The sequence below is a fragment of the Streptomyces sp. NPDC093544 genome (assembly GCF_040683495.1).
In the GTDB taxonomy this organism is placed as follows: domain Bacteria; phylum Actinomycetota; class Actinomycetes; order Streptomycetales; family Streptomycetaceae; genus Streptomyces.
The window spans coordinates 136334-161928 of sequence record NZ_JBFBEA010000021.1 but is presented as its reverse complement, the minus strand read 5'-3'; the positions used below and the strand labels follow the sequence as shown (position 1 = coordinate 161928).

Genomic DNA, 25595 nt, shown 5'->3' with positions numbered 1-25595 from the left:
TTTCTGTTGTGCCGAACGCCAATGAAGACAATCCCAGTGCCCTGAGCCAGGTGCAGCGCCGCGCGGTGACTGAACTGCTGCGGGTGTCCCCTGTCGCCGACGATCTCGCCCGCCGATTCGAGGAGGCCGGGTTCTCACTCGCTCTGGTCGGCGGCTCGGTCCGGGACGCGCTCCTTGGCCGGCTCGGCAACGACCTGGACTTCACGACGGACGCCCGCCCCGAGGACGTATTGAAGATCGTGCGGCCCTGGGCGGACGCCTTGTGGGAGGTCGGGATCGCCTTCGGCACAGTCGGCGCGCAGAAGGACGCCCGCGTGGGCGATGTGCAGCAGTCGTTCCAGATCGAGATCACGACGTACCGTTCCGAGGCGTACGACCGGACCTCCCGGAAGCCCGAGGTGTCCTACGGCGACTCCATCGAGGAAGATCTCGTGCGCCGTGACTTCACCGTGAACGCGATGGCCGTCGCGCTGCCGGAGAAGGAGTTCATCGACCCGCACGGAGGCCTGGACGACCTGTCGGGTCGCATCCTGCGGACCCCGGGTACCCCCGAGGCGTCCTTCTCCGACGATCCGCTGCGGATGATGCGAGCCGCACGGTTCGCCGCGCAGCTGGACTTCGAGGTGGCGCCCGAGGTGGTGTCCGCGATGACGGACATGGCTGGGCGCATCGAGATCGTCTCCGCCGAGCGGGTACGGGACGAGCTGAACAAGCTGATCCTTTCCGCGCACCCGCGTAAGGGTCTGACGCTGCTCGTCGACACAGGGCTCGCCGACCATGTGCTGCCGGAGCTTCCCGCGCTTCGCCTGGAACGCGACGAGCACCATCGGCACAAGGACGTCTACGACCACACCCTGATCGTCCTGGAGCAGGCGATGGAGCTGGAGGAGGACGGTCCCGACCTGACTCTTCGGCTCGCCGCGCTGCTGCACGACATCGGCAAGCCGAGGACGCGCCGCTTCGAGCAGGATGGGCGGGTCTCCTTCCACCACCACGAGATGGTGGGCGCGAAGATGACCAAGAAGCGGATGACGGCACTCAAGTACTCGAATGACCTCGTGAAGGACGTCTCACGTCTGGTCGAACTCCACCTGCGCTTCCACGGGTACGGCACCGGTGAGTGGACGGACTCCGCGGTTCGTCGCTATGTACGCGACGCGGGCCCCCTCCTGGACCGGCTCCACAAGCTGACCCGCTCCGACTGCACCACCCGTAACAAGCGGAAGGCGACCGCACTCTCCCAGGCGTACGACGGCCTGGAGGAACGCATCGCCCAGCTCCAGGACCAGGAGGAGCTGGACTCGATCCGCCCTGATCTCGACGGCAACGAGATCATGGACATCCTGGGTATCGGCCCCGGGCCGGCCATTGGCCAGGCGTACAAGTTCCTGCTCGAGCTTCGGTTGGAGAACGGGCCGATGGAGCATGACGCAGCTGTGTCGGCACTCAAGGAGTGGTGGGCCGCGCAGGGCTGTCTTGGACCGGGTCATGTTTCACGTGAAACATGACCCGGTTCGTTACGGAGGGACGATGTTTCACGTGAAACACCGCTCCTCACGGCTGGGGCGCCAACGGCCGCGCTTTGAGGCGGGCCAGAGCAGCAGCCACTGCTGCGTAGAGAACTGCCACGGTAAGGACGAGGGAGACCGACCGTCCGTCTGGAGGCAGTATTAACGCGGCTACTGCGGCCGCACCGACGAAGGCGACGTTGAACAGGACGTCGTAGACGGAGAAGATCCGGCCGCGGAAGGCGTCGTCGACCGAGGACTGCACGATCGTGTCCGTCGCGATCTTCGCGCCCTGCGTGGTCAGGCCCAGGACGAAGGCGGCGACCAGCATGGGAGCAGCGGCGAACGGTAGGCCGAGTGCGGGTTCCAGGACTGAGGCGGCGCCGGCGCACGCGACGATCCAGCCGCCAGGGCCCAATCGCCCCGCAACCCAGGGCGTCACCACGGCCGCGACGAAAAACCCCGCACCCGAGATGCCCAAGGCCAGCCCCAGCAGTGCGAGTCCATCGTCATCCGAGCCTGAGGTCCAGGCGTACCGGCACAGCATCAGCACCATTACGGTCAGAGCGCCGTAACAGAAGCGCATCACCGTCATCGCCATGAGCGCCCAGGCCGCCTCCCGCCGGGCGGGCTCGGCCAGATGGCGCACGCCTGACGCGAGGCCGCGTGCTGTGCCGGTGAGAGCCGTGGACAGCCTTGACGGCATCAACTCCTGGTCGGGTCCAAGCAGTTCCGGAGCGAGGCGCAGGGAGGCGAGGGCCGAGCACAGGTACAGGGCCGCCCCGACGAGAACGACTGCCGCGTCGGAGTCCGAGGCGACCAGCCGTACGACGAACGCGAGCCCACCGCCCATGGTCGCGGCGAGCGTTCCGGCGGTGGGCGAAAGGGAGTTGGCCATGACCAGCCGGTCGGAGTCGACGACGCGGGGCAGCGCGGCCGAAAGACCGGACAGGACAAAGCGATTGACCGCAGTGACGCAGAGCGCGGAGACGTAGAAGAGCCAGTCCGGGACATGGCTCAGCATCAGGATGGCCGTCACGCATGCCAGTGCCGCCCGTAGAAGGTTGCCGTACAGGAAGACCTGGCGGCGTCGCCAGCGGTCCAGCAGGACGCCGGCGAAGGGGCCGATGAGGGAGTACGGGAGCAGCAGAACGGCCATGGCGGAGGCGATCGAGCCCGCCGAGGTCTGCTTCTCGGGTGAGAAAACGACGTACGTGGCGAGCGCGACCTGGTAGACCCCGTCGGCGCCCTGGGACAGCAGCCGTACGCCGAGCAGGCGCCTGAAGTCCTGGAAGCGCAGGAGTACGCGCAGATCACGTACGACAGCCATGGGCACAGCCTCACATACGAGGAGGGTCCCCGGGCGAAATGCCCGGGGACCCTCAACAGCCTTCAAGGAGATGAGCTTTGGCGCGCACCCCTGTGTCTCGCTAGCGCTCGACCTCGCCCTTGATGAACTTCTCGACGTTGGCGTAGGCCTCGTCGTCGAAGTACTGGACCGGCGGGGACTTCATGAAGTAGCTCGACGCGGAGAGGATCGGGCCGCCGATGCCGCGGTCCTTGGCGATCTTCGCGGCGCGCAGGGCATCGATGATGACACCCGCGGAGTTCGGGGAGTCCCAGACCTCGAGCTTGTACTCCAGGTTCAGCGGGACATCGCCGAAGGCACGGCCTTCGAGGCGCACGTACGCCCACTTACGGTCGTCCAGCCACTGCACGTAGTCCGACGGACCGATGTGGACGTTCTTCTCGCCCAGGTCGCGGTCCGGGATCTGCGAGGTGACGGCCTGCGTCTTCGAGATCTTCTTGGACTCGAGGCGGTCGCGCTCCAACATGTTCTTGAAGTCCATGTTGCCGCCGACGTTGAGCTGCATGGTGCGCTCAAGACGGACACCGCGGTCCTCGAACAGCTTCGCCATCACACGGTGCGTGATGGTGGCGCCGACCTGCGACTTGATGTCGTCACCGACGATCGGGACGCCGGCCTCGGTGAACTTGTCCGCCCACTCCTTGGTGCCGGCGATGAAGACCGGGAGGGCGTTGACGAAGGCTACCTTGGCGTCGATGGCGGCCTGGGCGTAGAACTTCGCCGCGTCCTCGGAGCCGACGGGCAGGTAGCAGATGAGGACGTCGACCTGCTTGTCCCTGAGGATCTGGACGATGTCGACGGGGGCCTCGTCGGACTCCTCGATGGTCTGGCGGTAGTAAAGGCCGAGGCCGTCGAGGGTGTGGCCGCGCTGGACCGTGACTCCCTTGTTCGGGACGTCGCAGATCTTGATGGTGTTGTTCTCGCTGGCACCGATGGCGTCGGAGAGGTCGAGACCGACCTTCTTCGCGTCGACGTCGAAGGCGGCGACGAACTCGATGTCACGGACGTGGTACTCGCCGAACTGGACGTGCATCAGGCCGGGCACCTTGGCCGCCGGGTCGGCGTCCTTGTAGTACTCGACGCCCTGCACCAGCGAGGCGGCGCAGTTGCCCACGCCGACAATGGCTACGCGAACCGAACCCATTCCGATTGCTCCCTGTATGTACTGGTGAAACCCCGAACGGATCTCACGTGGTGGTGTCGTCGGACGGATCCGGCCGGGAGCTGTCCCGGTGCCGGGGCAGGCCGCCCGCCTCGCCAGATGTGCTGTCCTGCTGAGCGGAGCTTTCGGGGGCGGGACCTTTGACGTCCCGTCCTGCTCGCTCGCTCTCGATGAGCTCGTTCAGCCAGCGCACTTCGCGCTCCACGGACTCCATTCCGTGGCGCTGGAGCTCAAGCGTGTAGTCGTCGAGGCGCTCCCGGGTCCGCGCCAGAGAAGCGCTCATCTTCTCCAGGCGCTCCTCGAGGCGGCTGCGGCGGCCCTCCAGTACGCGCATGCGTACATCGCGTGACGTCTGCCCGAAGAAGGCGAAGCGAGCGGCGAAGTGCTCGTCCTCGTATGCGTCGGGGCCCGTCTGGGAGAGCAGCTCCTCGAAGTGTTCCTTACCTTCCGCCGTCAATCGATAGACGATCTTGGCGCGGCGCCCTGCGAGTGCAGCGGCGAGGGCGTCTTCGGGTGTGGCCCCCGTCTCCTCGATCAACCAGCCGTTGGTGACCAGCGTCTTGAGGCAGGGGTAGAGCGTTCCGTAACTGAAGGCACGGAACACACCCAGTGACGTATTGAGTCGTTTGCGCAGCTCATAGCCGTGCATCGGCGATTCGCGGAGCAGGCCGAGGACGGCGAACTCGAGGATCCCGGAACGCCGGCTCACGTCGCCTCCTCCCTGTCGCTGTCGCCTCGGCACGGTCTTTATGCCGAGCTGATGTATCGACTCGATACATCGACACGATAGAACGGCCACTCGGATGCGGCAAGAGGGGTCACGGTGAACGGCGTCACATCACTGATTCATACGAAGCAAGTTGCCTGATTTGGGGTGAACTTCGGCGCTAGGCGGGTTTTGACGGTGCGTAGTCTGTGCGGCATGCACACCACGGGGAACCAAGTGACGTCTGAGGACGTCACCGTCCTCGGTGCAGTACGGATGAATGCGATTACAACCGCATCCGTACTTCGGGGGGACCGGAAACCAGCCGCTGCCGTTTCCAGGCGTGCATGGGTGCGCCTGCCCGAGGAGTAATCGTTCGATGAGCGAGCACCGTCGCAAACTGCCGCAGACGCAGGAAGGCGGACGTGCCGCGGCCCGACGCGGCCAGTCCGGCTCGACCTCCGGCCGCCGCGCGGCACCGCGAGGCGCCACCGAGTCTCCTTCCGACTCCTATGGGTCGGGGGGTGAAGAGGAGCGCTCGTACGGTGGCCGTGCCGAGGCACGCCGTGCCGCGCAGAGAAGTGGCGGCGGCCGGCGCAGAGGAGCCGACGGCGCCGGAAGCGGTGGCCCCGGAGGCGGAGGCCGACGCGGTGGCCCCGGCGGTCCGACCGGGCCCGGTCGGGGCCGCGGCCGTGGATCCGAGCCTGCCAAGAAGCGCATTGTCGACTATCCGCGCGCGAACAAGTACGGCGCAGCGCGCTGGATTCCGTCCTGGAAGCTGGTCACGGCGCTGTTCATCGGCTTCTTCGGCAGCCTGGTGGCAGTGGCGGGTGTCGCGTACGCCCTGGTGGGTGTCCCGGACGTGGCCAAGACTGCCGAGGCACAGAACAACGTCTATTACTGGGCCGACGGCAGCGAGATGGTCGCCACAGGTGGTGAGACGAACCGCCAGATCATCAGCTACGCGCAGATCCCCAAGGAGATGCGGTACGCGGTGATGTCGGCCGAGAACAAGACGTTCGAGACCGACAGCGGTGTCGACCCGATGGGTATCGCCCGAGCCTTCTACAACATGGCCAAGGGCGGCCAGACGCAGGGTGGCTCCACCATCACCCAGCAGTTCGTGAAGAACGCGATGCTGGACGACCAGTCGCAGACGATCTCCCGGAAGTTTACGGAGCTGTTCGTCTCCGTAAAGGTCGGTGCCTCCATGGGCAAGGAGGAGATCATGGCCGGCTACCTGAACTCCGCGTACTACGGGCGCAACGCCTACGGCATCCAGGCGGCGGCGCGTGCCTACTTCGACAAGGACGCCACGGACCTGAACCCGAGCGAGTGCGCCTTCCTGGCGGCGATGCTCAAGGGCGCCACGTACTACGACCCCGCGGGTGCCGTGTCGATCGACCCGTCCGCCACTCCGGAGGCCAACCGCGAGCGCGCCGAGTATCGGTGGGACTGGATTCTCGACGAAGAGGTCAAGGACGGGCGCCTGACCGCCGCGGAGCGCAACAAGTACCCGAAGTTCCCCGAGCCTCAGAGCCCGCGTTCGAACGCCCAGCTGAGCGGGCAGGTCGGCTACCTCGTCGACCTGGCCAATTCGTACCTCATCAACAACAAGACCAAGATCACTCAGGAGCAGCTTCAGCAGGGCGGCTACGAGATCCATACGACCTTCGAGAAGGAGAAGGTCGACGCGCTGGCAGCTTCCGTGAAGGAAGTCCAGGACAAGAACATCGATCCCAAGAAGCGCCCGCAGACGGACACATTCGTCCAGTTCGGCGGGGCTTCCGTGGACCCGGACACCGGCGCGATCAAGGCCATCTACGGTGGCGAGGACGCGACCAAGCACTTCACGGACAACGCCGACGCGACCGGTGCCCAAGTCGGTTCGACGTTCAAGCCGTTCGTCCTGGCGGCCGCCATGTCGTGGGGTGCGCGGGATCCCGACGGTGACGCGGTCCAGGCGCAGGACGAGCGCACCGTCGTTTCTCCGAAGAGCCTCTACAGCGGGAAGAACAAGCTGAAGATCGAGGACTACGACGGCACCATCTGGACGGACAAGGAAGACAAGGAGTGGCTGCAGACGAACGACGGCGGTGAGTCGTACAACGCGCCCAGCTACGACATTGACCTCCGCGAGGCGATGCGCGAGTCCGTCAACTCCGCGTACGTCCAACTGGGCATGGACGTCGGCCTGGACAAGGTCAAGGAGGCCGCAGCGGACGCGGGCATCCTGGAGTCGAGCTTTGCCGGCGCCAGTTTCCCGTCCTTCTCGCTCGGTACGTCCTCCCCGAGCGCGATTCGTATGGCTGGTGCGTACGCCACCTTCGCGGCCAGCGGCAAGCAGAACGATCCGTACTCGGTCGAGAAGGTCACTGACCAGACCGGCACCGTCTTCCAGCACAAAGGCGCGGCCAAGGAAGCCTTCACCGCGGACGTCGCCGACAATGTCACCGACGTCCTGAAGACCGTGGTCGACAAGGGAACCGGCACCGCCGCCAAGCTGACGGGCCGGGATGTGGCTGGTAAGACCGGTACCACCGACGGCAACAAGTCGGCCTGGTTCGTCGGGTACACCCCGCAGTTGTCGACCGCGATCGGCATGTATCGCATGGACGACGACGAGACCAAGAAGAACCGTGAGTTCCTGGAGATGTACGGCACGGGTGGCGAGGAGAAGATCCACGGTGCCTCGTTCCCGGCTCAGATCTGGCACGACTACATGGAGCAGGCGCTCAAGGGCGAGAAGGCGGAGGACTTCCCGACGCCCAAGGACATCGGGAAGGTTCTCAACGACACCCCGAGTCCGAGCGTGACCCCCTCGCCCACCGAGAGTGTGGTGGAGAGCCCGACGCCGACGCCGACTCTCAGCGAGGAGACCGCTACGGCCTCGCCCTCGCCCTCGGCGAGTGAGACCTGTGGCAACTTCGACTGGAACTGCTCCGACGATGGTGGGACAGACACCGGCGGTACCGATACGGGTGGTACGGACGGAGGGGCGTCCGCCACACCATCGGAGTCGACCAGTGAGAGTACGAGTAACGGCAACCAAAACGGAGGTCTCTTCGGAGGATCGAGCGGATAGCCGCCTCCGTGTGTGTTTCACGTGAAACGCACCGTTTCACGTGAAACGAGGGCCGCCGCACCGACCAGGTGCGGCGGCCCTCGTCGTGTACCCAGGTGCGTACGGCAGGATGTGCGCCATGCCCAGTGCAGAGACGACGCGAGCGAGCGTGCGCGAGCCAGAGCTGGTACGGCCGACCAAGGAAGATGAGGTGGCCGCGACCGGCAGTGAGCTGATCGGCGGCCCCATCGGACGACGAGCCCTGCTCGGGACGTCCTGGTGGACCCCCGTGCGGGTGGTCGCACTCATCGCGATCGGCGTATTCGCCCTCGGAATGGTGCAGAAGCTGCCGTGCTACGACGGCGCCTGGTTCTTCGGGGCCAGCTCCCAGTACACGCACGCGTGCTACTCGGACATCCCGCACCTCTACCAGGGGCGCGGCTTCGCCGACGGTCTCGTGCCGTACTTCGACAAGCTCCCCGGCGACATGGACTACCTCGAGTACCCGGTGCTGACCGGCGTGTTCATGGAGGTCGCGTCCTGGCTCACTCCAGGCAGCGGAAGCATCCAGGACCAGGAGCAGATCTACTGGATGGTCAACGCCGGGATGCTGATGGTGTGCGCGGCGGTCATCGCCGTATGCACCGCGCGCACCCACCGTCGCAGGCCCTGGGACGGCCTCCTGGTCGCTCTCGCGCCGGCTTTCGCGCTTACGGCCACCATCAACTGGGATCTCCTCGCTGTGGCCCTCCTGGCCGCTGCGATGCTCATGTGGTCGCGAGGCCGTGTGCTGGCGTTCGGTGTGCTCATCGGGCTCGCCACGGCCGCCAAGTTCTACCCGTTCCTGGTACTCGGACCGCTTTTCCTGCTGTGCTGGCGAGCGGGCAAGTGGCGTGAGTTCGGGACCGCGCTGCTGGGCGCGGTCGGAGCCTGGCTCGTCGTGAACCTTCCGGTGATGTATCTCGCACCGGAAGGGTGGTCGAAGTTCTACAGCTTCAGTCAGGAGCGGGGAGTCGACTTCGGTTCGATCTTCCTGTTCCTCTCGAACTGGCTGAAGATCACGATCACCGCCGACACGGCGAACACCTGGGCGCTGATGATGATGCTGCTCGTCTGCCTGGGCCTGGCCGCGGTCACCCTCACCGCCCCGCGCCGCCCCCGCTTCGCTCAGCTCGCCTTCCTGATCGTCGCGGCCTTCATCCTCACCAACAAGGTCTACTCGCCCCAGTACGTACTGTGGCTGGTCCCCCTCGCCGCGCTGGCCAGGCCGCGCTGGCGGGACTTCCTGATCTGGCAGGCGTGCGAGGTCGCGTACTTCCTGGGTATCTGGATGTACCTCGCCTACACGACCAGCGGCGACGCTCACAAGGGCCTGCCGACCGAGGGCTATCAAGTCGCCATCGCTGTACACCTGTTGGGGACGCTGTACCTGTGCGCCGTGGTCGTACGCGACATCTTCATGCCCGAGCGGGACATGGTGCGCCTCGCTGGTGACGACGATCCGTCGGGCGGAGTGCTGGACGGTGCGGAGGACGCCTTCGTGTTCGGGGCCGCCGCCCATCCGCCGCGGCACGCCGCGCACTTCGACGGGCCTCAGGTGGACTGGGGCAGCGGGAGTGCCACGGCTGGAGACCGTTCGCCCTGAGCGAACAGGACGTAGCGAAGCCAGTTGAAAGGCCGTACACGGACACCGTGTACGGCCTTTCAACTGGGTCGAGCTGGTCGAGTTCCGGGGTCAGAGTTCGACGACCCGGTCGAACTGCGTGGTGGTGTGCCGCAGATGAGCCACGAGTTCGTCACCGACCTTCGGCTCGGTGGCGTCGGCGGGCACGAAGAGGATGGAGACCTGCATGTGCGGGGGCTCCGCGAACCAGCGCTGCTTGCCCGCCCAGACGAACGGGGAAAGGTTCCGGTTGACCGTCGCGAGGCCGGCACGGGCGACGCCCTTGGCGCGCGGCATGACGCCGTGCAGCGCTTTCGGGGCCTCCAGGCCCACACCGTGCGATGTACCGCCCGCGACGACCACCAGCCATCCGTCGGAGGCGGCCTTCTGCTGGCGGTAGCCGAAGCGGTCGCCCTTGGAGACGTGCGTGACGTCCAGGACAGCCCCGCGGTACTCGGTCGCCTCGTGGTCCCCCAGCCACAGCCGCGTGCCGATGCGGGCGCGGAAGCGGGTCTGCGGGAACTGCTGCTGGAGACGGGCGAGTTCGTCGGCCTTGAGGTGGCTGACGAACATCGTGTGCAGCGGCAGGCGGGCCGCGCGTAGGCGGTCCATCCAGCCGATGACCTCCTCGACGGCGTCCGAGCCGTCGGTGCGGTCCAGCGGCAGGTGGATGGCGAAGCCCTCCAGCCGGACGTTCTCTATGGCGGAGTGCAGATGGGGCAGATCCTGCTCGCTCACACCGTGCCGCTTCATCGAGGACATCACCTCGATGACGACACGGGCGCCCACAAGGCCGTACACGCCGTCGATGGACGACACGGAGCGGATCACGCGGTCGGGCAGCGGTACTGGCTCCTCGCCCCGCCTGAACGGCGTCAGGACCAGCAGGTCGCCGCCGAACCAGTCCTTGATCCGTGCGGCTTCGTATGTGGTGCCGACGGCGAGGACGTCCGAGCCCAGGCGGGTGGCCTCGTCAGCGAGGCGCTCGTGGCCGAAGCCGTACCCGTTGCCCTTGCAGACGGGGACGAGCCCCGGAAACTGCTCGGACACCTGCTTGTGGTGTGCCCGCCAGCGCGCGGTGTCGACGTAGAGCGTGAGCGCCATGGCCGGTCCCGGAACCTTTCTCGTGGCTGCGGTGTATCAGAGGTATGAAGGGAAATTCTGGCGGATTCGCCGGACCGATGGAGCGAAACCGGGCCCGGTCAAGGGCACGGCATGCGGATCGGGCCGGGTCAGCGGCGCGACATGTAGATGTCGAGTGCCTTGTGGAGCAGCTTGTTGAGCGGGAAGTCCCATTCGCCGAGATACTCCGCGGCCTCCCCGCCCGTGCCCACCTTGAACTGGATCAGGCCGAAGAGATGGTCGGTCTCGTCCAGCGAGTCGGAGATACCGCGCAGGTCGTAGACGGTCGCCCCGAGCGCGTACGAGTCCCGCAGCATCCGCCACTGCATCGCGTTCGAGGGCCGGACCTCCCGCCCGATGTTGTCCGAGGCGCCGTAGGAGTACCAGACGTGCCCGCCGACGACCAGCATCGTCGCGGCGGACAGGTTCACGCCGTTGTGCTGGGCGAAGTAGAGCCGCATGCGGTTGGGGTCCTCGTTGTTGAGGGCCGTCCACATGCGTTGGAAGTACGACAGCGGGCGGGGCCGGAAGTGGTCGCGGGTCGCGGTGATCTCGTACAGCCGCTGCCACTCCTCCAGGTCCTGGTAGCCGCCCTGGACGACCTCCACGCCCGCCTTCTCGGCCTTCTTGATGTTGCGGCGCCACAGCTGGTTGAAGTTCTTGTGGACCTCTTCCAGGGAGCGGTTGGCGAGCGGCACCTGGAAGACGTAGCGGGGCTGTACGTCGCCGAAGCCGGCGCCGCCGTCCTCACCCTGCTGCCAGCCCATGCGGCGCAGTTTGTCGGCGACCTCGAAGGCGCGCGGTTCGATGAAGTCCGCCTCGATGTCACGCAGGCGCTTCACGTCCGGGTTCTGGATGCCGCCCTTGATGGAGGTGGCCTCCCAGCGCCGGATGATCACCGGCGGGCCCATCTTCACGGAGAAGGCGCCCTGCTGCTTGAGGTGCGCGAGCATCGGCTCCAGCCAGTCGCCGAGGTTCGGAGCGAACCAGTTGATGACCGGACCCTCGGGCAGATAGGCGAGATAGCGCTTGATCTTGGGCAGCTGGCGGTACAGCACAAGACCCGCCCCGACCATCTCGCCGGACTTGTCGTCGAACCACCCGAGGTTCTCGGAGCGCCACTCCGCCTTGACGTCTGCCCAGGCCGGGACCTGCATGTGGCTAGCCGCGGGCAGACTCTGGATGTATGCCAGATGCTGCTCACGGCTGATGGTCCTCAGGGTCAGGCTCATTCCGGGCGCTCCTCGGGCTGGTGTGTCCCCATGGGTACAGGGGCTCCGGCTCTCGCGCCGAAGCCTACTGCGCCCTGCGAGCGCCTCGTCTGGCCGTATGGAAGCTGCGCCCCGACCGATACGCGGCCAGGACGCCCTGAGGTGTTGTTCGGCCGTCTGGCGGGCCGTCAGCCGATGACGCCGCCGAACAGGCCGCCATGTGCCATGCCCAGGAAGAAACCGACTCCCGCGGCACCGAGACCCAGGATCAGCCCGAAGCGCTCCCGTGTCGTCTCCGAGATGAACTGTCCACCGGCGCCGGTCAGGATGCCCACCAACCCTGTCCAGGAGCTGAGCAGATGAAGGCTGTGGAACTGGGCCGTGATGAAGGCCGTCACCCCGAGCACCAGGGTCAGCCCGACCAGTGTGTCCTGGAGGGGGTGGGGCTTGTGGTCGGTGGCGAGCAGGGAACCGACGGTGTTGGGTCGCAATGTCTGTGCCATAAGGCACCTCCTGCGGAAGGCGGCGCACTGTAGCGCCATACACACCCGATGTGTACAGATTGACGCTCAACCCGGTCGGATTTCAACCGGAAGCCCATGTGCAGGTAGTCTGTATCCTCTGCACCGGTGTCTGCCCAGGCCATGGCCAGGTCACGACAGGGAATCCCGTTCGGTTCGCCGCTCGGGGAGCCCGATTGTCAGTGGCGGCCGATACCGTTGCGTACGCATCACAACCCTCCTGCCACGGAACGACCGTGGCCGCTGAGTCCAAAGGAGGTGGGTTCCATATGCGTCACTACGAAGTGATGGTCATCCTCGACCCCGATCTCGAAGAGCGCGCTGTCTCTCCGCTGATCGAGAACTTCCTCTCCGTCGTCCGTGAGGGCAACGGAAAGGTCGAGAAGGTCGACACCTGGGGCCGTCGTCGTCTGTCCTACGAGATCAAGAAGAAGCCCGAGGGCATCTACTCGGTCATCGATCTGCAGGCTGAGCCCGCGATCGTCAAGGAGCTCGACCGACAGATGAACCTGAACGAGTCGGTCCTCCGGACCAAGGTCCTCCGTCCCGAGACCCACTGAGCTCTCCAGCTCAGCTGATCCCGGGATTCGAGTAGCAGCACCAGCAGCCAGCAGCAAACCCGCCGAGAGGTTCCCCCATGGCAGGCGAGACCGTCATCACGGTCGTCGGCAATCTTGTCGACGACCCCGAGCTGCGCTTCACCCCTTCCGGTGCGGCGGTCGCGAAGTTCCGTGTCGCGTCCACCCCCCGCACCTTTGACCGACAGACCAATGAGTGGAAGGACGGCGAAAGCCTGTTCCTGACCTGCTCGGTCTGGCGTCAGGCGGCGGAGAACGTCGCCGAATCGCTCCAGCGAGGCATGCGCGTCATCGTGCAGGGCCGGCTGAAGCAGCGGTCCTACGAGGACCGTGAGGGCGTCAAGCGCACGGTCTACGAACTGGACGTCGAAGAAGTCGGCGCCAGCCTGAAGAGCGCCACGGCCAAGGTCACCAAGACCACGGGCCGAGGCGGTCAGGGCGGATACAGCGGCGGCGGCGGTGGCGGCGGTCAGCAGGGCGGCAGCTGGGGCGGAAGCTCCGGCGGCGGTCAGCCGCAGGGTGGCGGCGCTCCCGCCGAAGACCCCTGGGCGACCAGCACTCCTGCCGGTGGCAATCAGGGCGGTGGCGGTGGCGGTGGCGGTGGCGGCTGGGGCGGAAGCTCCGGCGGCTCGACCGGCTCCGGCGCTTCTGGTGGCTCTGGCGGCGGCTACTCGGACGAGCCCCCCTTCTAAAAGGGGTGGGGCTCGTACCCCCAACTTCTTGATCACACAGGAGAAACACCATGGCGAAGCCGCCTGTGCGCAAGCCTAAGAAGAAGGTCTGCGCTTTCTGCAAGGACAAGGTCACGTACGTGGACTACAAGGACACGAACATGCTGCGGAAGTTCATTTCCGACCGCGGCAAGATCCGTGCCCGCCGCGTGACCGGCAACTGCACGCAGCACCAGCGTGACGTCGCCACGGCTGTGAAGAACAGCCGTGAGATGGCGCTGCTGCCCTACACCTCCACCGCGCGATAAGGGAAGGGTGACTGACATATGAAGATCATCCTTACCCACGAGGTCTCTGGCCTCGGTGCCGCGGGCGACGTCGTCGACGTCAAGGACGGTTACGCTCGCAACTACCTGATCCCGCGGAACTTTGCGATCCGCTGGACCAAGGGCGGCGAGAAGGACGTCGAGCAGATTCGTCGTGCTCGCAAGATCCACGAGATCGCGACCATCGAGCAGGCCAACGAGATCAAGGCCCGCCTCGAAGGCGTGAAGGTCCGTCTGGCTGTTCGCTCCGGCGACGCCGGTCGACTCTTCGGTTCCGTCACCCCGGCCGACATCGCCTCGGCGATCAAGGCTTCCGGTGGCCCCGAGGTCGATAAGCGCCGCATCGAGCTGGGCGCGCCGATCAAGACCCTGGGCGCCCACGCGACGTCCGTGCGTCTGCACCCCGAGGTTGCCGCCAAGGTCAACATCGAGGTCGTCGCGGCCTGACCGCCGCGCTCGGCATAGCTGAGGGAAGGGCCGTACCCGGCTGGGTGCGGCCCTTCTTCGTTCTACGACGGTGCGGTTGGGTTTCACGAAGGCGTGACTCTTCTTCGTTTCACGTGAAACAGGGCGGAGGTTTCACGTGAAACGCTCAGCGCGTCGCGCCCGTGACGATCCAGCGTCCCGAGCGGGAACGCAGCCACAGGGTCATCATCCGGACAGTCATCATCAGCGTCATTGCTCCCCAGAGCGCGGTAAGACCGCCGCCGAGTATGGGTACGAGCAGCGCCACGGGAGCGAAGACCAGCAGAGTGAGCAGCATCGCCCAGGCCAGATATGGGCCGTCGCCCGCACCCATCAGGACCCCGTCCAGGACGAAAACGATCCCGCTGACCGGCTGCGACACGGCGACCAGCAACAGGGCGGGCAACGCCGCGTTCTGTACGACCGAGTCGCTGGTGAACAAGGGGAGGAACAGGGGGCGGGCGGCGATGACCAGCAGGCCGAGCACGACTCCCGTGGCGATTCCCCACTGGACCATGCGACGGCAGGCCTCCCGGGCACCCTGGGTGTCGCCCGCGCCGAGGTAGCGTCCGATGATGGCCTGCCCGGCGATGGCGATCGCGTCGAGTGCGAAGACGAGCAGGCTCCACAGCGACAGGATGATCTGGTGTGCGGCCATGTCGGCGTCACCGAGGCGGGCGGCGACCGCGGTGGCGATCATGAGAATGGCACGCAGCGACAGCGTGCGCACCAGCAGGGGCGCACCGGCCTGTGCGCAGGCCCGTATCCCAGCGGCATCGGGCCGCAATGAGGCGCCGTGCTTCCGGGCGCCGCGGATGACGACGTACAGATAGACCGCGGCCATGCCGCACTGGGCGATGACGGTGCCCCAGGCGGAACCTGCGATGCCGAAGCCGGCGCCGTAGACGAGCCCGACGTTGAGAGCGGCGTTGGCGACGAAGCCGGCGACGGCGACATACAGCGGGGTTTTTGTGTCCTGCAGACCGCGCAGGACACCGGTGGCCGCGAGCACGACGAGCATGGCCGGGATGCCGAGTGCCGAGATTCGCAGATAGGTGACGGCGTACGGAGCGGCGGTGTCCGAGGCGCCGAAGAGTTCCATCAGGGCTGGTGCCGTGGGCAGGGTGACGGCTATGACGGCTGCGCCGATCAGCAGGGCGAGCCAGATGCCGTCCATGCCTTGGCGGATCGCGGCGCGCAGATCTCCCGCGCCGACGCGGCGGGCGACGGCAGCCGTGGTGGCGTATGCGAGGAAGACGAAGACACCGACGGCCGTCATGAGAAGGGCTGAGGCAATGCCGAGGCCGGCCAGTTGCGCGGTGCCGAGATGGCCGACGATTGCTGTGTCGGCCATAAGGAAGAGTGGCTCGGCGACGAGTGCGCCGAAGGCTGGAACGGCCAGCGCGACGATCTCTCGGTCGTGTCGGCGTCGGACAGCCTTGGACGCCGCGGGAGCCTGTGTCATGAGCACCAATCTAATCTTCCACAGGTAATAGATACAACCCATGAAGAACCCTTACTTGCTGTCTGATGGGACACGCCGTCGTACGCCGTTTGCAACGATCTTGGTCCGACCGGGAAAGTTTTTCTTCTGCACAGCCAGTGGACGGGAAATGGGCAGGTCAGGGCGGGTTCCTTGGAGATGTTGAGTGCTTGTTCACAGGCCTGTCCACCGGGTCGTGCACAGGTTTTGTGAGGTTCTCCACAGCATCCGGGCCGTCGTCCACATGGCCTGTGGATAACCAGATTGGCTGACGGTGCCCGCGGGCCTAACGTGGGGCGGCGCCCACTCTCTCCGACGTCCTCGAAAACCTCGCAAAAACGACGCGACAGAACCGGAGTTGGGCCTCTTAGTTGTCAGTGCTGTGCCGTAGAAATAAGGGGCACGGCTAGGTCCGCTCCGCGGACGGGAGGAGGTGGCTCGGTGAGTATTTCCGAGCCCTTGGACGACCCTTGGGCCGACAGCGGTCCCAGTGATCGTCTGCCATCCTCCCGTCGGCGCCAAGACGGCGGCCGGAGCCGCGACGAGCAGCACGACCGCGACCGGGACACCGGCTCGTGGGAGGGCGGAGGTTCGGCCTTCGAGCGCGTACCGCCGCAGGACCTGGACGCCGAGCAGTCGGTTCTCGGCGGCATGCTCCTCTCCAAGGACGCCATCGCCGATGTCGTGGAGGTTCTCAAGGGCCACGACTTCTACCGCCCGGCGCACGAAACGATCTTCCAGGCGATCCTCGACCTGTATGCGAAGGGCGAGCCCGCCGACCCCATCACGGTCGCGGCCGAGCTCACCAAACGGGGTGAGATCACCAAGGTCGGCGGGCCGCCGTATCTGCACACCCTGGTACAGACGGTCCCAACGGCGGCGAACGCCGAGTACTACGCGGAGATCGTGCACGAGCGCGCGGTCCTGCGCCGCCTGGTCGAGGCGGGGACACGTATCACGCAGATGGGATACGCGGCCGACGGCGACGTCGATGAGATCGTCAACAGTGCCCAGGCCGAGATCTACGCGGTCACCGAGCAGCGCACCACCGAGGACTATCTACCGCTCGGCGACATCATGGAGGGCGCGCTCGACGAGATCGAGGCGATCGGATCCCGGTCGGGGGAGATGACCGGCGTGCCGACCGGCTTCACCGACCTGGATTCGCTCACCAACGGTCTCCACCCGGGCCAGATGATCATCATTGCCGCCCGTCCCGCCATGGGTAAGTCGACGCTGGCGCTGGACTTCGCGCGAACCTGCTCGATCAAGCACAACATGCCCAGCGTGATCTTCTCGCTCGAAATGGGCCGCAACGAAATCGCGATGCGTCTGCTGTCGGCCGAGGCCCGTGTGGCCCTGCACCACATGAGATCCGGCACGATGACCGACGAGGACTGGACGCGGCTCGCGCGCCGTATGCCCGATGTCTCTGCCGCCCCGCTCTACATCGACGACTCCCCGAACCTGTCGATGATGGAGATCCGCGCCAAGTGCCGCCGCCTCAAGCAGCGCGCCGACCTGAAGCTCGTGGTCATCGACTATCTGCAGCTGATGCAGTCGGGCGGCAAGAGATCCGAGAGCCGGCAGCAGGAGGTCTCCGACATGTCGCGAAACCTGAAGCTGCTGGCCAAGGAGCTGGAGCTGCCGGTGATCGCGCTGTCTCAGCTCAACCGTGGCCCCGAGCAGCGCACGGACAAGAAGCCCATGGTCTCCGACCTGCGTGAGTCCGGATCGATCGAGCAGGACGCGGACATGGTCATCCTGCTGCACCGCGAGGACGCGTACGAGAAGGAGTCACCGCGCGCGGGCGAGGCGGACATCATCGTGGGCAAGCACCGTAACGGTCCGACGGCCACCATCACGGTGGCCTTCCAGGGCCACTACTCGCGCTTCGTGGACATGGCGCAGACCTGATCCGACATCTCGTCGGCCTGGCCAGACCCGGCTCCGACACCTCGCTGGGTCTCGGAGAAAATGTGCTCGACGTGCGATGCCGGGGCAGGTGGACTGGGGGCATGACGACACCTCAGGAAGAGCTCCTTCCCGCAACGGGCCGGGCTCTGTTGCACCGTATCGCCGTCGCTCAGGCCGAAGGACGGGCGCCGTCACTGGTCGCTTCGGTGGTCCGGGGCCGGGAGACGATCTGGACCGGCGCGCGCACCTCGGTGGACGGGCACGGGCCGGACGAGAACGTGCAGTACCGGATCGGCTCCATCACCAAGACCTTCACCGCCGTGCTGGTGCTGAGGCTGCGTGACGAGGGGTTGCTGGATCTCGGTGACCCCCTGGAGAAGCATCTGCCGGGCACGGGTGCGGGGGAGGCCACCATCGCCGAACTGCTCGCACACACGGCGGGGTTGGCTGCCGAGTCACCCGCTCCCTGGTGGGAGCGCACGCCCGGCTCCCTGCGCCCCGAGCTGGCCGATGTGCTGGGTGAGCAGCCTTTCCGGCATCCGGTCGGGCGTCGGCACCACTATTCGAACCCCGGCTACACGCTGCTGGGAGCGTTGGTCGAGGAACTGCGGGGCGCCCCTTGGGAAGAGGTCCTTCAGCGGGAGGTGCTCGAGCCGCTGGGACTGCGCCGTACCAGCGGACGGCCGCAGGCGCCGCACGCGGGCGGGTGGGCCGTCCACCCCTGGGCGGACGTGATGATGCCGGAACCGGCCGAGGACCTTGGCCGTATGGCCTCGGCCGGACAACTCTGGTCCACCACTGGGGATTTGGCGCGCTTTGCTGTGTTCCTTGCTGGGGGCGACGACCGGGTGCTGTGCGCGGAATCCGTGCGGGAGATGCGGACGCCCGCCGCGCCGCCCGAGACAGCGGACCTGGCCACGGGTTCCGCTTATGGCCTGGGTATGCAGATCGTGCACCGTGACGGCCGGACCCTCGTCGGCCACTCCGGTTCCCTGCCGGGCTTCCTCGCCGGTTTGCTGGTGAGTGTGGAGGACGACCTGGCGGCGGTCGTGCTGTCCAACTGCACCTCGGGACCGGCTGTGCTGACCGTCGCCGCAGATCTGGTACGGATCGTGGCGGAGGCCGAGCCCCGGGTCCCTGAGCCCTGGCGTCCGCTACCCGAAGTGGACTCAGCGGTACTGGAGTTGGCAGGGCAGTGGTACTGGGGGACCCATGCCTTCGGGCTGCGGCTGGTCGCCGACGGGGGCGTTTCGCTGGAGCCGTTGTTCGGCACGGGTCGGGGCGCGCGCTTTCGGTCGAACAGTGACGGTACCTGGACGGGGCTGGACGGCTACTACGCCGGAGAGCTTCTCCGGCCCCTGCGGCGCCCTGACGGGTCCGTGAGCCACCTCGACCTCGGGTCGTTCGCCTTCACCCGTCAGCCGTACGAGGAGGGGGCTCCTGTGCCGGGTGGGGTGGACCCTGACGGCTGGCGAGGGGTTCGGTAGGCGCTGCGTAACGGCGGGAGGCGGGTGTTTCACGTGAAACACCCGCCTCCCGCCGTATGCGCGGGTCGCTCCTCAGAGCGGCAGCTTGAAGCCCACGTGGGAGCCCGTGAAACCGAGCCGCTCGTAGAACCAGTGTGCGTCAGTACGTGTGACGTCGGAGGTCAGCTGGACCAACTGGCAGTCCTGGCGCCGGGATTCCTCGATCGCCCACTCGATGAGCCGGGTACCGAGGCCGCTGCCGCGCTCGTCGGCGTGGACACGTACGCCTTCGATGATCGAGCGGGTCGCCCCCTTGCGGGACAGCCCGGGAATCACCGTGAGCTGGAGGGTGCCGACGACGAGGCCCTGGCGCACGGCGACGACGAGGTGCTGGTTTGTATCGCCGCTCAAGCGTTTCAGGGCGACCAGGTACGGGGCGAGGTCGTCCGGCGACTCCCGCTGGGCTCCCAGCGGGTCGTCCGCGAGCATCGCGACGATGGCGGGGACATCGTCCGGAACGGCGGCTCGTATCTCAAGATCTCCCATGGCCGCACCTTACGAGAGCGGGCTCACTCCCGCGCATCGCCTAAGCGGGCACCTTCGCCGATTCCACGACCCGGACCAGTGGGGCCAGTTCGGGGTTTCCGGCCGCCTCGTCGAGCGCCCCGCGCAGGGCGGCGTCATTGGTGGGGCGCGCCTCTTCGAGGAGGGTGAGGCCCGCCTCGCTGACGTTCGTGTAGATGCCGCGCCGATCGGTCGGGCACAGGTAGCGCGAGAGCAGCCCGCGGTCCTCGAGTCGGGTGACGAGCCGGGTGGTAGCGCTCTGGCTGAGGACGACCGCATCCGCCACCTGCTTCATCTGCAGATGACCGCCCTCGCCGTCGTGCTGCCGGCTGAGCACGTCGAGCAGGGAGTACTCCCGCACACTCAGGCCGTGCTTGGCCTGCAGGGCCCGCTCGATGTGGGCCTCGATCCTCCCGTGAAGCAGGGAGAGAGCGCACCAGCCCTGTGAGAGGGCGGTGAGTGCGGGGTCCGTGGCTGTCATGGCGTTTTCTCCGTCCCGGAGCGACTGGATCCAGGATAGAGCACGACTGCAATAGCCCGCACTTGCGCATAACCCGCGTCTGCAACTATTGTGAACGCACGCAAAGCGCTACTGCAATCGTCTGGGAAGGTGTACCCCACCATGCCTCTCGCGCTTCTGGCCCTCGCGATCGGGGCCTTCGGAATCGGAACCACCGAGTTCGTGATCATGGGTGTGCTGCCCCAGGTCGCCGGTGACTTCGGTGTCTCCATCCCCACCGCCGGACTGCTGGTGACCGGTTACGCCCTCGGTGTGGTGATCGGCGCCCCGATCATGACCGCGCTCGGCACGAAAGTGTCCCGCAAGCGGATGCTGATGGTGCTGATGGGCCTGTTCGTGCTCGGTAACCTGCTCTCCGCCGTCGCCCCGACTTTCGGGCTGATGCTGACGGGCCGCGTGGTCGCCTCCCTTGCCCACGGTGCCTTCTTCGGCATCGGCTCCGTGGTCGCCGCCGAGCTGGTCGCCCCTGAGAAGAAGGCAGGCGCGATCGCCATGATGTTCAGCGGTCTGACCGTCGCCAATGTGGTCGGCGTCCCGCTGGGCACAATGATCGGGCAGTCCGCCGGCTGGCGTGTCACCTTCGCGGGCGTTGCCTCGCTCGGCGTGATCGGGCTGCTGGGCATCGCCAAGCTGGTCCCCGAACTGCCGAAGCCTGAAGGCGTGCAACTCCGTCACGAGCTGGCCGCCTTCAAGAACGTCCAGGTTCTTCTGGCCATGGCGATGACCGTGCTCGGGTTCGGCGGTGTCTTCGCGGCCATCACCTACATCGCGCCGATGATGACGCATGTCGCAGGCTTCGCGGAGGGGTCCGTCACCTGGCTGCTGGTCCTCTTCGGCCTCGGCATGGTCGGCGGGAACCTGATAGGCGGCAAGTTCGCCGACCGTGCGCTGATGCCGATGCTGTACGTGTCCTTGGGCGGCCTCGCCATTGTGCTCGCCCTGTTCACGGTCACCGCACACAACAAGATCCTCGCGGCCGTCACGATCGCGCTGATCGGCGCCCTCGGCTTCGCCACCGTGCCGCCGCTACAGAAGCGTGTCCTCGACCAGGCACACGGCGCTCCCACGTTGGCCTCTGCTGTCAACATCGGCGCCTTCAACCTCGGCAACGCCCTGTCGGCCTGGCTCGGCGGCCTCGTCATCGCTGCGGGCATGGGCTACACCGCCCCCAACTGGGTCGGAGCAGTCCTTGCCGCGAGTGCGCTCGTCCTCGCTGTCCTCTCGGCCGCCCTGGAGCGGCGCGCCGGCGCCCGCGGCGCTGTCGTCGCCGGTGGCGTGCCCACCGGACAGCGGACCGCCGTCCACCACTGACCGGGTTGGAGCTCGGTGCGGGGCCAGGGCCGTCCCCGCACCCTCTCGACTCAGCATCACCTGTTGCGACTCAGCATCACCTGCAAGGAGAACCCCCTCATGAGCACCACCACCGCCGTTGCCCCGCTGACCACTGAGGACGCCGAGGTTCTCGTCACCGCGGCCCACCGTGCCGCCGAAGTCTCCGGAGTCCGGGTCAGCGTCACCGTCCTCGACGCGGGCGGTCACCCGCTGGCTTTCCGCCGCGATGACCAGGCCGTGCTGATCTCCGGCGAGACCAGCACCCGCAAGGCCTACACAGCACTCCAGTTGGACTCCGCCACCGCGGACCTCGTCGAGGCGGTCCAGCCCGGCGGCCTCTTCCACACCCTGCCCACCGCGCTCGACCGCCCGCTTCTGTTCATCGCGGGCGGCGTACCGGTCCATCGTGACGGCCGCCTGATCGGGGCCATCGGGGTCGGCGGCGGTGCACCGGACCAGGACCACGGCTTCGCCGTGGCCGCCGTGAAGGCACTCGCCTGACAGCGATTCAGCGCAGACGCGCCGGTCCCCCAAGTCTGGTGGACCGGCGCGTTCTTGTTGTCGGCTGCCAGGCTGTCGCCGTCTTCTAGCCGGCCGCCACCGTCAGGGGAGCGAAGCGTTGTGTCCAGTCGCCGGGCAACTCCGAGATCCCGTACGTCATCACCGCGTTGAAGCTGGTGGACACGAGGCCACGCTCCTTCACCCAGGACAGCAGCTCTTCGTGCCGTACGTCGATGTCGGTGCGCAGAGGGCCGTCGATGTGAGCGGCAAGCGAGGCGATGAGTGCTTTCGCCGTCTCTGTGTCGTGGGCGATCAGCGGACCCACCACGTGGTTGTCCATATTGGGCCAGGCGGCTGCGTATCCGGTGATCCGGCCGTGCTCCTCGGCGACGTGCAGTTGGTCGGAGAAGGCGGGCAGTCGGGTGATCACATGGGTGCGGTCGCAGCCGAAGATCTCCTCGTCGAGCCGGAGAATCGCGCTGAGGTCGCCGGCCGTCGCCGGGCGCGTGAAGACCTTGGGATGCGGCCCGCCGGTGGTGAAGTGGCCGCGGACCATCTCGGCCCGGCCGGTGACTTTGAAGCCCATCTCCTCATAGAGCGGACGGCCGTACGGGGTGGCGTGCAGCGTCAGTGGGGTAGCGCCCATTTCCTCGACGACATGCCGCATCAGACGTCGGCCAACTCCCTGACGGGCGTGTCGTTCGGCGACGAGCACCATGCCGATTGCGCTCAGATCAGGGCGCTCGCGCGGTCCGTACTCGGTCACGATGCAGGCTGTGACAAGTCCGCCTTCGGTTGCGTCGATGCCGTATCCCGTGCCGGCAGCGAGGAGGAGGCCCCACTTGTGTTCCTCGCGGGGCCAGCCTCGGTCCTCGGACAAGTCGGCGCAGGCGATGAGATCGCGAAGCGTCAGGCGACGAATGGGCAGAGCGGCGAGGGAAGGTGTCGGCACGCAGGTCAGGCTGTCCGACCCGCACCCGCGGCGTCCACCTGTTTGCGGGTAGACGTACATGCTTTTGGCCAGGTCATACGCAACCACACAGCACGCGGACAGATGTTTCACGTGAAACAGCTCGCGCTTCCCGGCCGTTGCCTCGGGCGAGCCAACGGATCCGAGTGGGGGATTCCCACTCCCGTGGACAAAGTGCAGATCGCGAACCGGCTCTGTGAAGAATTCGAGGTGAACCGGGCTGACTGTGTGGCCCGCGATGACTCACTGCCGGACAGGGAGCAGTTCGGTGCAGTACCCGTATCCGTAGCGGTCAATACGGGTCGCGATCTGACGGGCCTAGTCACCTACCCCTATGCAGGCAGGACCCTGTGGGGTGCCTATGAATTGACCCGTCGGGCCCGGCAATTGAGGCGACGGAGGCTTGGGTCCAGCCCATTCGTGCTGAAGGAAGGCAGGACTTGTGTCTGAGGCGGCTGCCGGTATGGTCGAGTCCGGTTCGCGGCCGCCGAGATGTGCGCAAGTCGCGTGGAGGCACGAACGCATGCCAATGCAGCCTAACGGGACGGAGAGATCGAAGACCCGCATTCTCCGTTATGTGGCCAGGCATTGGCTCGGGGTGGGATGCTGCAAGTACTGCGGTCAATGTCACATTCTCGACTTACTTGTCCGTACGGAGTGGTAATCCGGGTTCAATGTGGCCGCATTGACCGACCGGGACTGAACCGGGAAAGAAAGCAAGCCGTCTGCGGGGGAAAGTAGGCATCTTCCGACCGTGGAGGTGCGCAGACCGACCGAAAGATGTTCGAGGCGAGGCACACCCATGGACGCTCCGACCACCACGTCGGCCGACAACGGCACTTCCGGCGGCAACGGCGGGGGCGGCTGGTTCACACCGCGCAAGGATCCCGCACCGGCGTCCGCCGGCAGGGAGCAGGAGGCGGAGGGGAGCCGTCTGGCCGCGTTGCGACCGGTGGGCCGGTCGACCGAGAGCAGGCCGACGGACGCGGGTCACACCGGAGGCACTCCCCGAGCAGGCGAGGGCTCAGCCCCGCAGGAGCGAATACAGGCCGTCGAGCGCTCCGAGACCGCTCACACCCGGCGCCCCGAGGCCGCACCCGCCGCCCCAGCGGTGCACCGCAAGCAGGGGCCCCCACCCGAACCCGTACGACCGCAGTCGGACCCCGCACGGCCCGAGCCCGGTTCTCCGCAGACCGAGCAAGCCTCGCCACAGTCCGGGTACGGCTCTCCGAGGCCCGAACCCGGTTCTCCGCATTCAGGCCACGGCTCTCCGCGGCCCCAACCGGCCCCGGAGCAGCCCGCTCCCGCGCCGGAGCCGCGCGTGCCCGCCCAGAGTTCCGTCTCCACTCCTGAGGCGTCTCCGGACGCCGTACTGGTCCGTCGGACCATGGCCGAGGCCGGCCCCGTCGCCGACAAGGTCACCTCCTACTTCTACGCGCTGCTCTTCGTGCGTCACCCGGAACTGCGGTCGTTGTTCCCCGCCGCGATGGACACCCAGCGGGACCGGCTGCTCAAGGCACTGCTGACCGCGGCCGAGCACATCGACAACACCGAGGTCCTCGTCGCGTACCTGCAGAACCTCGGCCGTGGACACCGCAAGTACGGCACCAGGCCCGAGCACTACCCGGCCGTCGGAGAGTGTCTGATCGGGTCACTCAGCCGGTTCGCCTCGGCGGTCTGGGACCCCGAGACCGAGGCGGCCTGGGTCCGCACGTACACGACGATCTCCCAGGTCATGATCGACGCGGCGGCCCGGGACGAACTGCGAGCCCCGGCCTGGTGGTACGCCGAAGTGGTCTCGCACGACCTCAGGACTCCAGACATCGCGGTCATCACGGTCCGCCCCGACCAGCCGTACCCCTTCCTTGCCGGGCAGTACACGAGCCTGGAGACGCCGTGGTGGCCGCGGATCTGGCGCCACTACTCGTTCGCCTCGGCGCCCCGCTCCGACGGGCTGCTTTCTTTCCACGTCAAAGCGATTCCGGCAGGTTGGGTGTCCAACGCGCTGGTGCACCGCGCCCGGCCCGGCGACATCATCCGGCTCGGCCCGCCGACCGGTTCGATGACCGTCGACCACACCACCGACAGCGGACTGCTCTGTCTGGGCGGCGGCACCGGCATAGCGCCCATCAAGGCGCTGGTCGAGGATGTCGCCGAGCACGGGGAGCGGCGCCCGGTCGAGGTCTTCTACGGTGCCCGTACCGATCACGACCTGTACGACATCGACACGATGCTGCGGCTTCAGCAGAGCCACCCGTGGCTCGAGGTGCGCCCGGTGGTCGACCAGCGGGCCCATCATCTCCAACTTCCCGATGTCATACGCGAGTACGGGCCGTGGAGCGAGTACGACGCCTACCTCTCGGGTCCGCCCGGGATGATCCGCAGCGGGGTGGACGCCCTCAGGGACATCGGCATCCCGTCGGACCGCATACGCCACGACGCGGTGGAGGAACTCGTCGCCACTGCGGACTGACCT

At 66.8% G+C, this 25595-nt stretch carries 22 protein-coding genes; 12 read left to right on the top strand and 10 right to left on the bottom strand.

The features are described 5' to 3' along the window. The first annotated feature begins 8 nt into the window (after positions 1-8). On the top strand, positions 9-1508 hold the full coding sequence (locus AB0N66_RS29935) for a CCA tRNA nucleotidyltransferase (protein WP_365440809.1): 1500 nt from the start codon (positions 9-11) through the stop codon (positions 1506-1508). Positions 1509-1554: 46 nt separating this feature from the next. Here AB0N66_RS29935 and AB0N66_RS29930 read toward each other — a convergent pair whose 3' ends face one another. From AB0N66_RS29930 to AB0N66_RS29920, 3 genes are all read right to left on the bottom strand, one after another. Next, positions 1555-2838: an MFS transporter gene (locus tag AB0N66_RS29930; protein WP_365440807.1), complete on the bottom strand. Its 1284-nt coding sequence runs from the start codon at positions 2836-2838 to the stop codon at positions 1555-1557. A 100-nt stretch (positions 2839-2938) separates the two neighbouring features. Then, a complete protein-coding gene (locus AB0N66_RS29925; RefSeq protein WP_365440805.1) occupies positions 2939-4021 on the bottom strand; it encodes an inositol-3-phosphate synthase in 1083 nt (360 codons plus the stop codon). A gap of 43 nt (positions 4022-4064) precedes the next feature. Continuing rightward, complete coding sequence (locus AB0N66_RS29920; protein WP_365440803.1) at positions 4065-4748, bottom strand: PadR family transcriptional regulator; 684 nt, start codon at positions 4746-4748, stop codon at positions 4065-4067. 376 nt (positions 4749-5124) lie between these two features. Between AB0N66_RS29920 and AB0N66_RS29915 the strand changes: the two genes are divergently transcribed. Together AB0N66_RS29915 and AB0N66_RS29910 are read left to right on the top strand one after the other, a co-directional pair. Continuing rightward, positions 5125-7830: a transglycosylase domain-containing protein gene (locus tag AB0N66_RS29915; RefSeq protein ID WP_365440801.1), complete on the top strand. Its 2706-nt coding sequence runs from the start codon at positions 5125-5127 to the stop codon at positions 7828-7830. A 118-nt stretch (positions 7831-7948) separates the two neighbouring features. Beyond that, positions 7949-9454 (top strand): glycosyltransferase 87 family protein, encoded by a 1506-nt coding sequence (locus AB0N66_RS29910; protein WP_365440799.1) that lies wholly within the window; start codon positions 7949-7951, stop codon positions 9452-9454. A gap of 90 nt (positions 9455-9544) precedes the next feature. Here the strand turns inward: AB0N66_RS29910 and AB0N66_RS29905 are convergent, their stop codons facing one another. The 3 genes from AB0N66_RS29905 to AB0N66_RS29895 all read right to left on the bottom strand — a co-directional run bounded on the left by AB0N66_RS29905 (position 9545) and on the right by AB0N66_RS29895 (position 12308). Further along, the gene (locus tag AB0N66_RS29905; RefSeq protein WP_365440797.1) at positions 9545-10576 is read right to left on the bottom strand and encodes an alanine racemase; all 1032 of its coding nucleotides are present in this window, start codon (positions 10574-10576) and stop codon (positions 9545-9547) included. A 128-nt stretch (positions 10577-10704) separates the two neighbouring features. Beyond that, positions 10705-11826, bottom strand: a complete 1122-nt coding sequence (gene femX, locus AB0N66_RS29900) for a peptidoglycan bridge formation glycyltransferase FemX (RefSeq protein WP_365440795.1) — start codon at positions 11824-11826, stop codon at positions 10705-10707. A gap of 167 nt (positions 11827-11993) precedes the next feature. Next, positions 11994-12308, bottom strand: a complete 315-nt coding sequence (locus AB0N66_RS29895) for a hypothetical protein (protein WP_365440793.1) — start codon at positions 12306-12308, stop codon at positions 11994-11996. A 287-nt stretch (positions 12309-12595) separates the two neighbouring features. Here AB0N66_RS29895 and rpsF point away from each other — a divergent pair, with 287 nt between their 5' ends. The 4 genes from rpsF to rplI all read left to right on the top strand — a co-directional run bounded on the left by rpsF (position 12596) and on the right by rplI (position 14348). After that, the gene (rpsF, locus tag AB0N66_RS29890) at positions 12596-12886 is read left to right on the top strand and encodes a 30S ribosomal protein S6 (protein WP_073787253.1); all 291 of its coding nucleotides are present in this window, start codon (positions 12596-12598) and stop codon (positions 12884-12886) included. A gap of 77 nt (positions 12887-12963) precedes the next feature. After that, on the top strand, positions 12964-13596 hold the full coding sequence (locus AB0N66_RS29885) for a single-stranded DNA-binding protein (protein ID WP_365440790.1): 633 nt from the start codon (positions 12964-12966) through the stop codon (positions 13594-13596). Between the two features lie 50 nt (positions 13597-13646). Beyond that, positions 13647-13883, top strand: a complete 237-nt coding sequence (gene rpsR, locus AB0N66_RS29880) for a 30S ribosomal protein S18 (RefSeq protein ID WP_003949403.1) — start codon at positions 13647-13649, stop codon at positions 13881-13883. Between the two features lie 18 nt (positions 13884-13901). Then, entirely contained in the window at positions 13902-14348 is a 447-nt protein-coding gene (rplI, locus tag AB0N66_RS29875) for a 50S ribosomal protein L9 (protein ID WP_266458477.1), read from the top strand. 145 nt (positions 14349-14493) lie between these two features. On the opposite strand, the gene AB0N66_RS29870 is transcribed toward rplI, so the two are convergent. After that, positions 14494-15831, bottom strand: coding sequence for an MATE family efflux transporter (locus AB0N66_RS29870; RefSeq protein WP_365440787.1), 1338 nt, complete (start codon positions 15829-15831; stop codon positions 14494-14496). A 459-nt stretch (positions 15832-16290) separates the two neighbouring features. Between AB0N66_RS29870 and dnaB the strand changes: the two genes are divergently transcribed. Both dnaB and AB0N66_RS29860 read left to right on the top strand, forming a co-directional pair. Continuing rightward, positions 16291-17766, top strand: a complete 1476-nt coding sequence (dnaB, locus tag AB0N66_RS29865; protein ID WP_365440785.1) for a replicative DNA helicase — start codon at positions 16291-16293, stop codon at positions 17764-17766. Positions 17767-17867: 101 nt separating this feature from the next. Then, positions 17868-19253 carry a serine hydrolase domain-containing protein gene (locus tag AB0N66_RS29860; RefSeq protein WP_365440783.1) on the top strand — a complete coding sequence of 462 codons (1386 nt, stop codon included), beginning with the start codon at positions 17868-17870 and terminating at the stop codon, positions 19251-19253. A 72-nt stretch (positions 19254-19325) separates the two neighbouring features. Here AB0N66_RS29860 and AB0N66_RS29855 read toward each other — a convergent pair whose 3' ends face one another. Next, entirely contained in the window at positions 19326-19778 is a 453-nt protein-coding gene (locus tag AB0N66_RS29855; protein ID WP_365440781.1) for a GNAT family N-acetyltransferase, read from the bottom strand. Positions 19779-19818: 40 nt separating this feature from the next. Further along, positions 19819-20277: a MarR family transcriptional regulator gene (locus tag AB0N66_RS29850; protein ID WP_365440779.1), complete on the bottom strand. Its 459-nt coding sequence runs from the start codon at positions 20275-20277 to the stop codon at positions 19819-19821. A 141-nt stretch (positions 20278-20418) separates the two neighbouring features. On the opposite strand from AB0N66_RS29850, the gene AB0N66_RS29845 reads away from it, so the two are divergent. Continuing rightward, complete coding sequence (locus tag AB0N66_RS29845) at positions 20419-21627, top strand: MFS transporter (RefSeq protein WP_365440777.1); 1209 nt, start codon at positions 20419-20421, stop codon at positions 21625-21627. A 99-nt stretch (positions 21628-21726) separates the two neighbouring features. Beyond that, positions 21727-22149, top strand: a complete 423-nt coding sequence (locus tag AB0N66_RS29840; RefSeq protein WP_365440775.1) for a heme-binding protein — start codon at positions 21727-21729, stop codon at positions 22147-22149. An 85-nt stretch (positions 22150-22234) separates the two neighbouring features. Here AB0N66_RS29840 and AB0N66_RS29835 read toward each other — a convergent pair whose 3' ends face one another. Beyond that, on the bottom strand, positions 22235-23101 hold the full coding sequence (locus tag AB0N66_RS29835) for a GNAT family N-acetyltransferase (protein WP_365440773.1): 867 nt from the start codon (positions 23099-23101) through the stop codon (positions 22235-22237). An 820-nt stretch (positions 23102-23921) separates the two neighbouring features. Here AB0N66_RS29835 and AB0N66_RS29830 point away from each other — a divergent pair. Continuing rightward, a complete protein-coding gene (locus AB0N66_RS29830) occupies positions 23922-25592 on the top strand; it encodes a globin domain-containing protein (protein WP_365440771.1) in 1671 nt (556 codons plus the stop codon). The last annotated feature ends 3 nt before the right edge of the window (positions 25593-25595 follow it).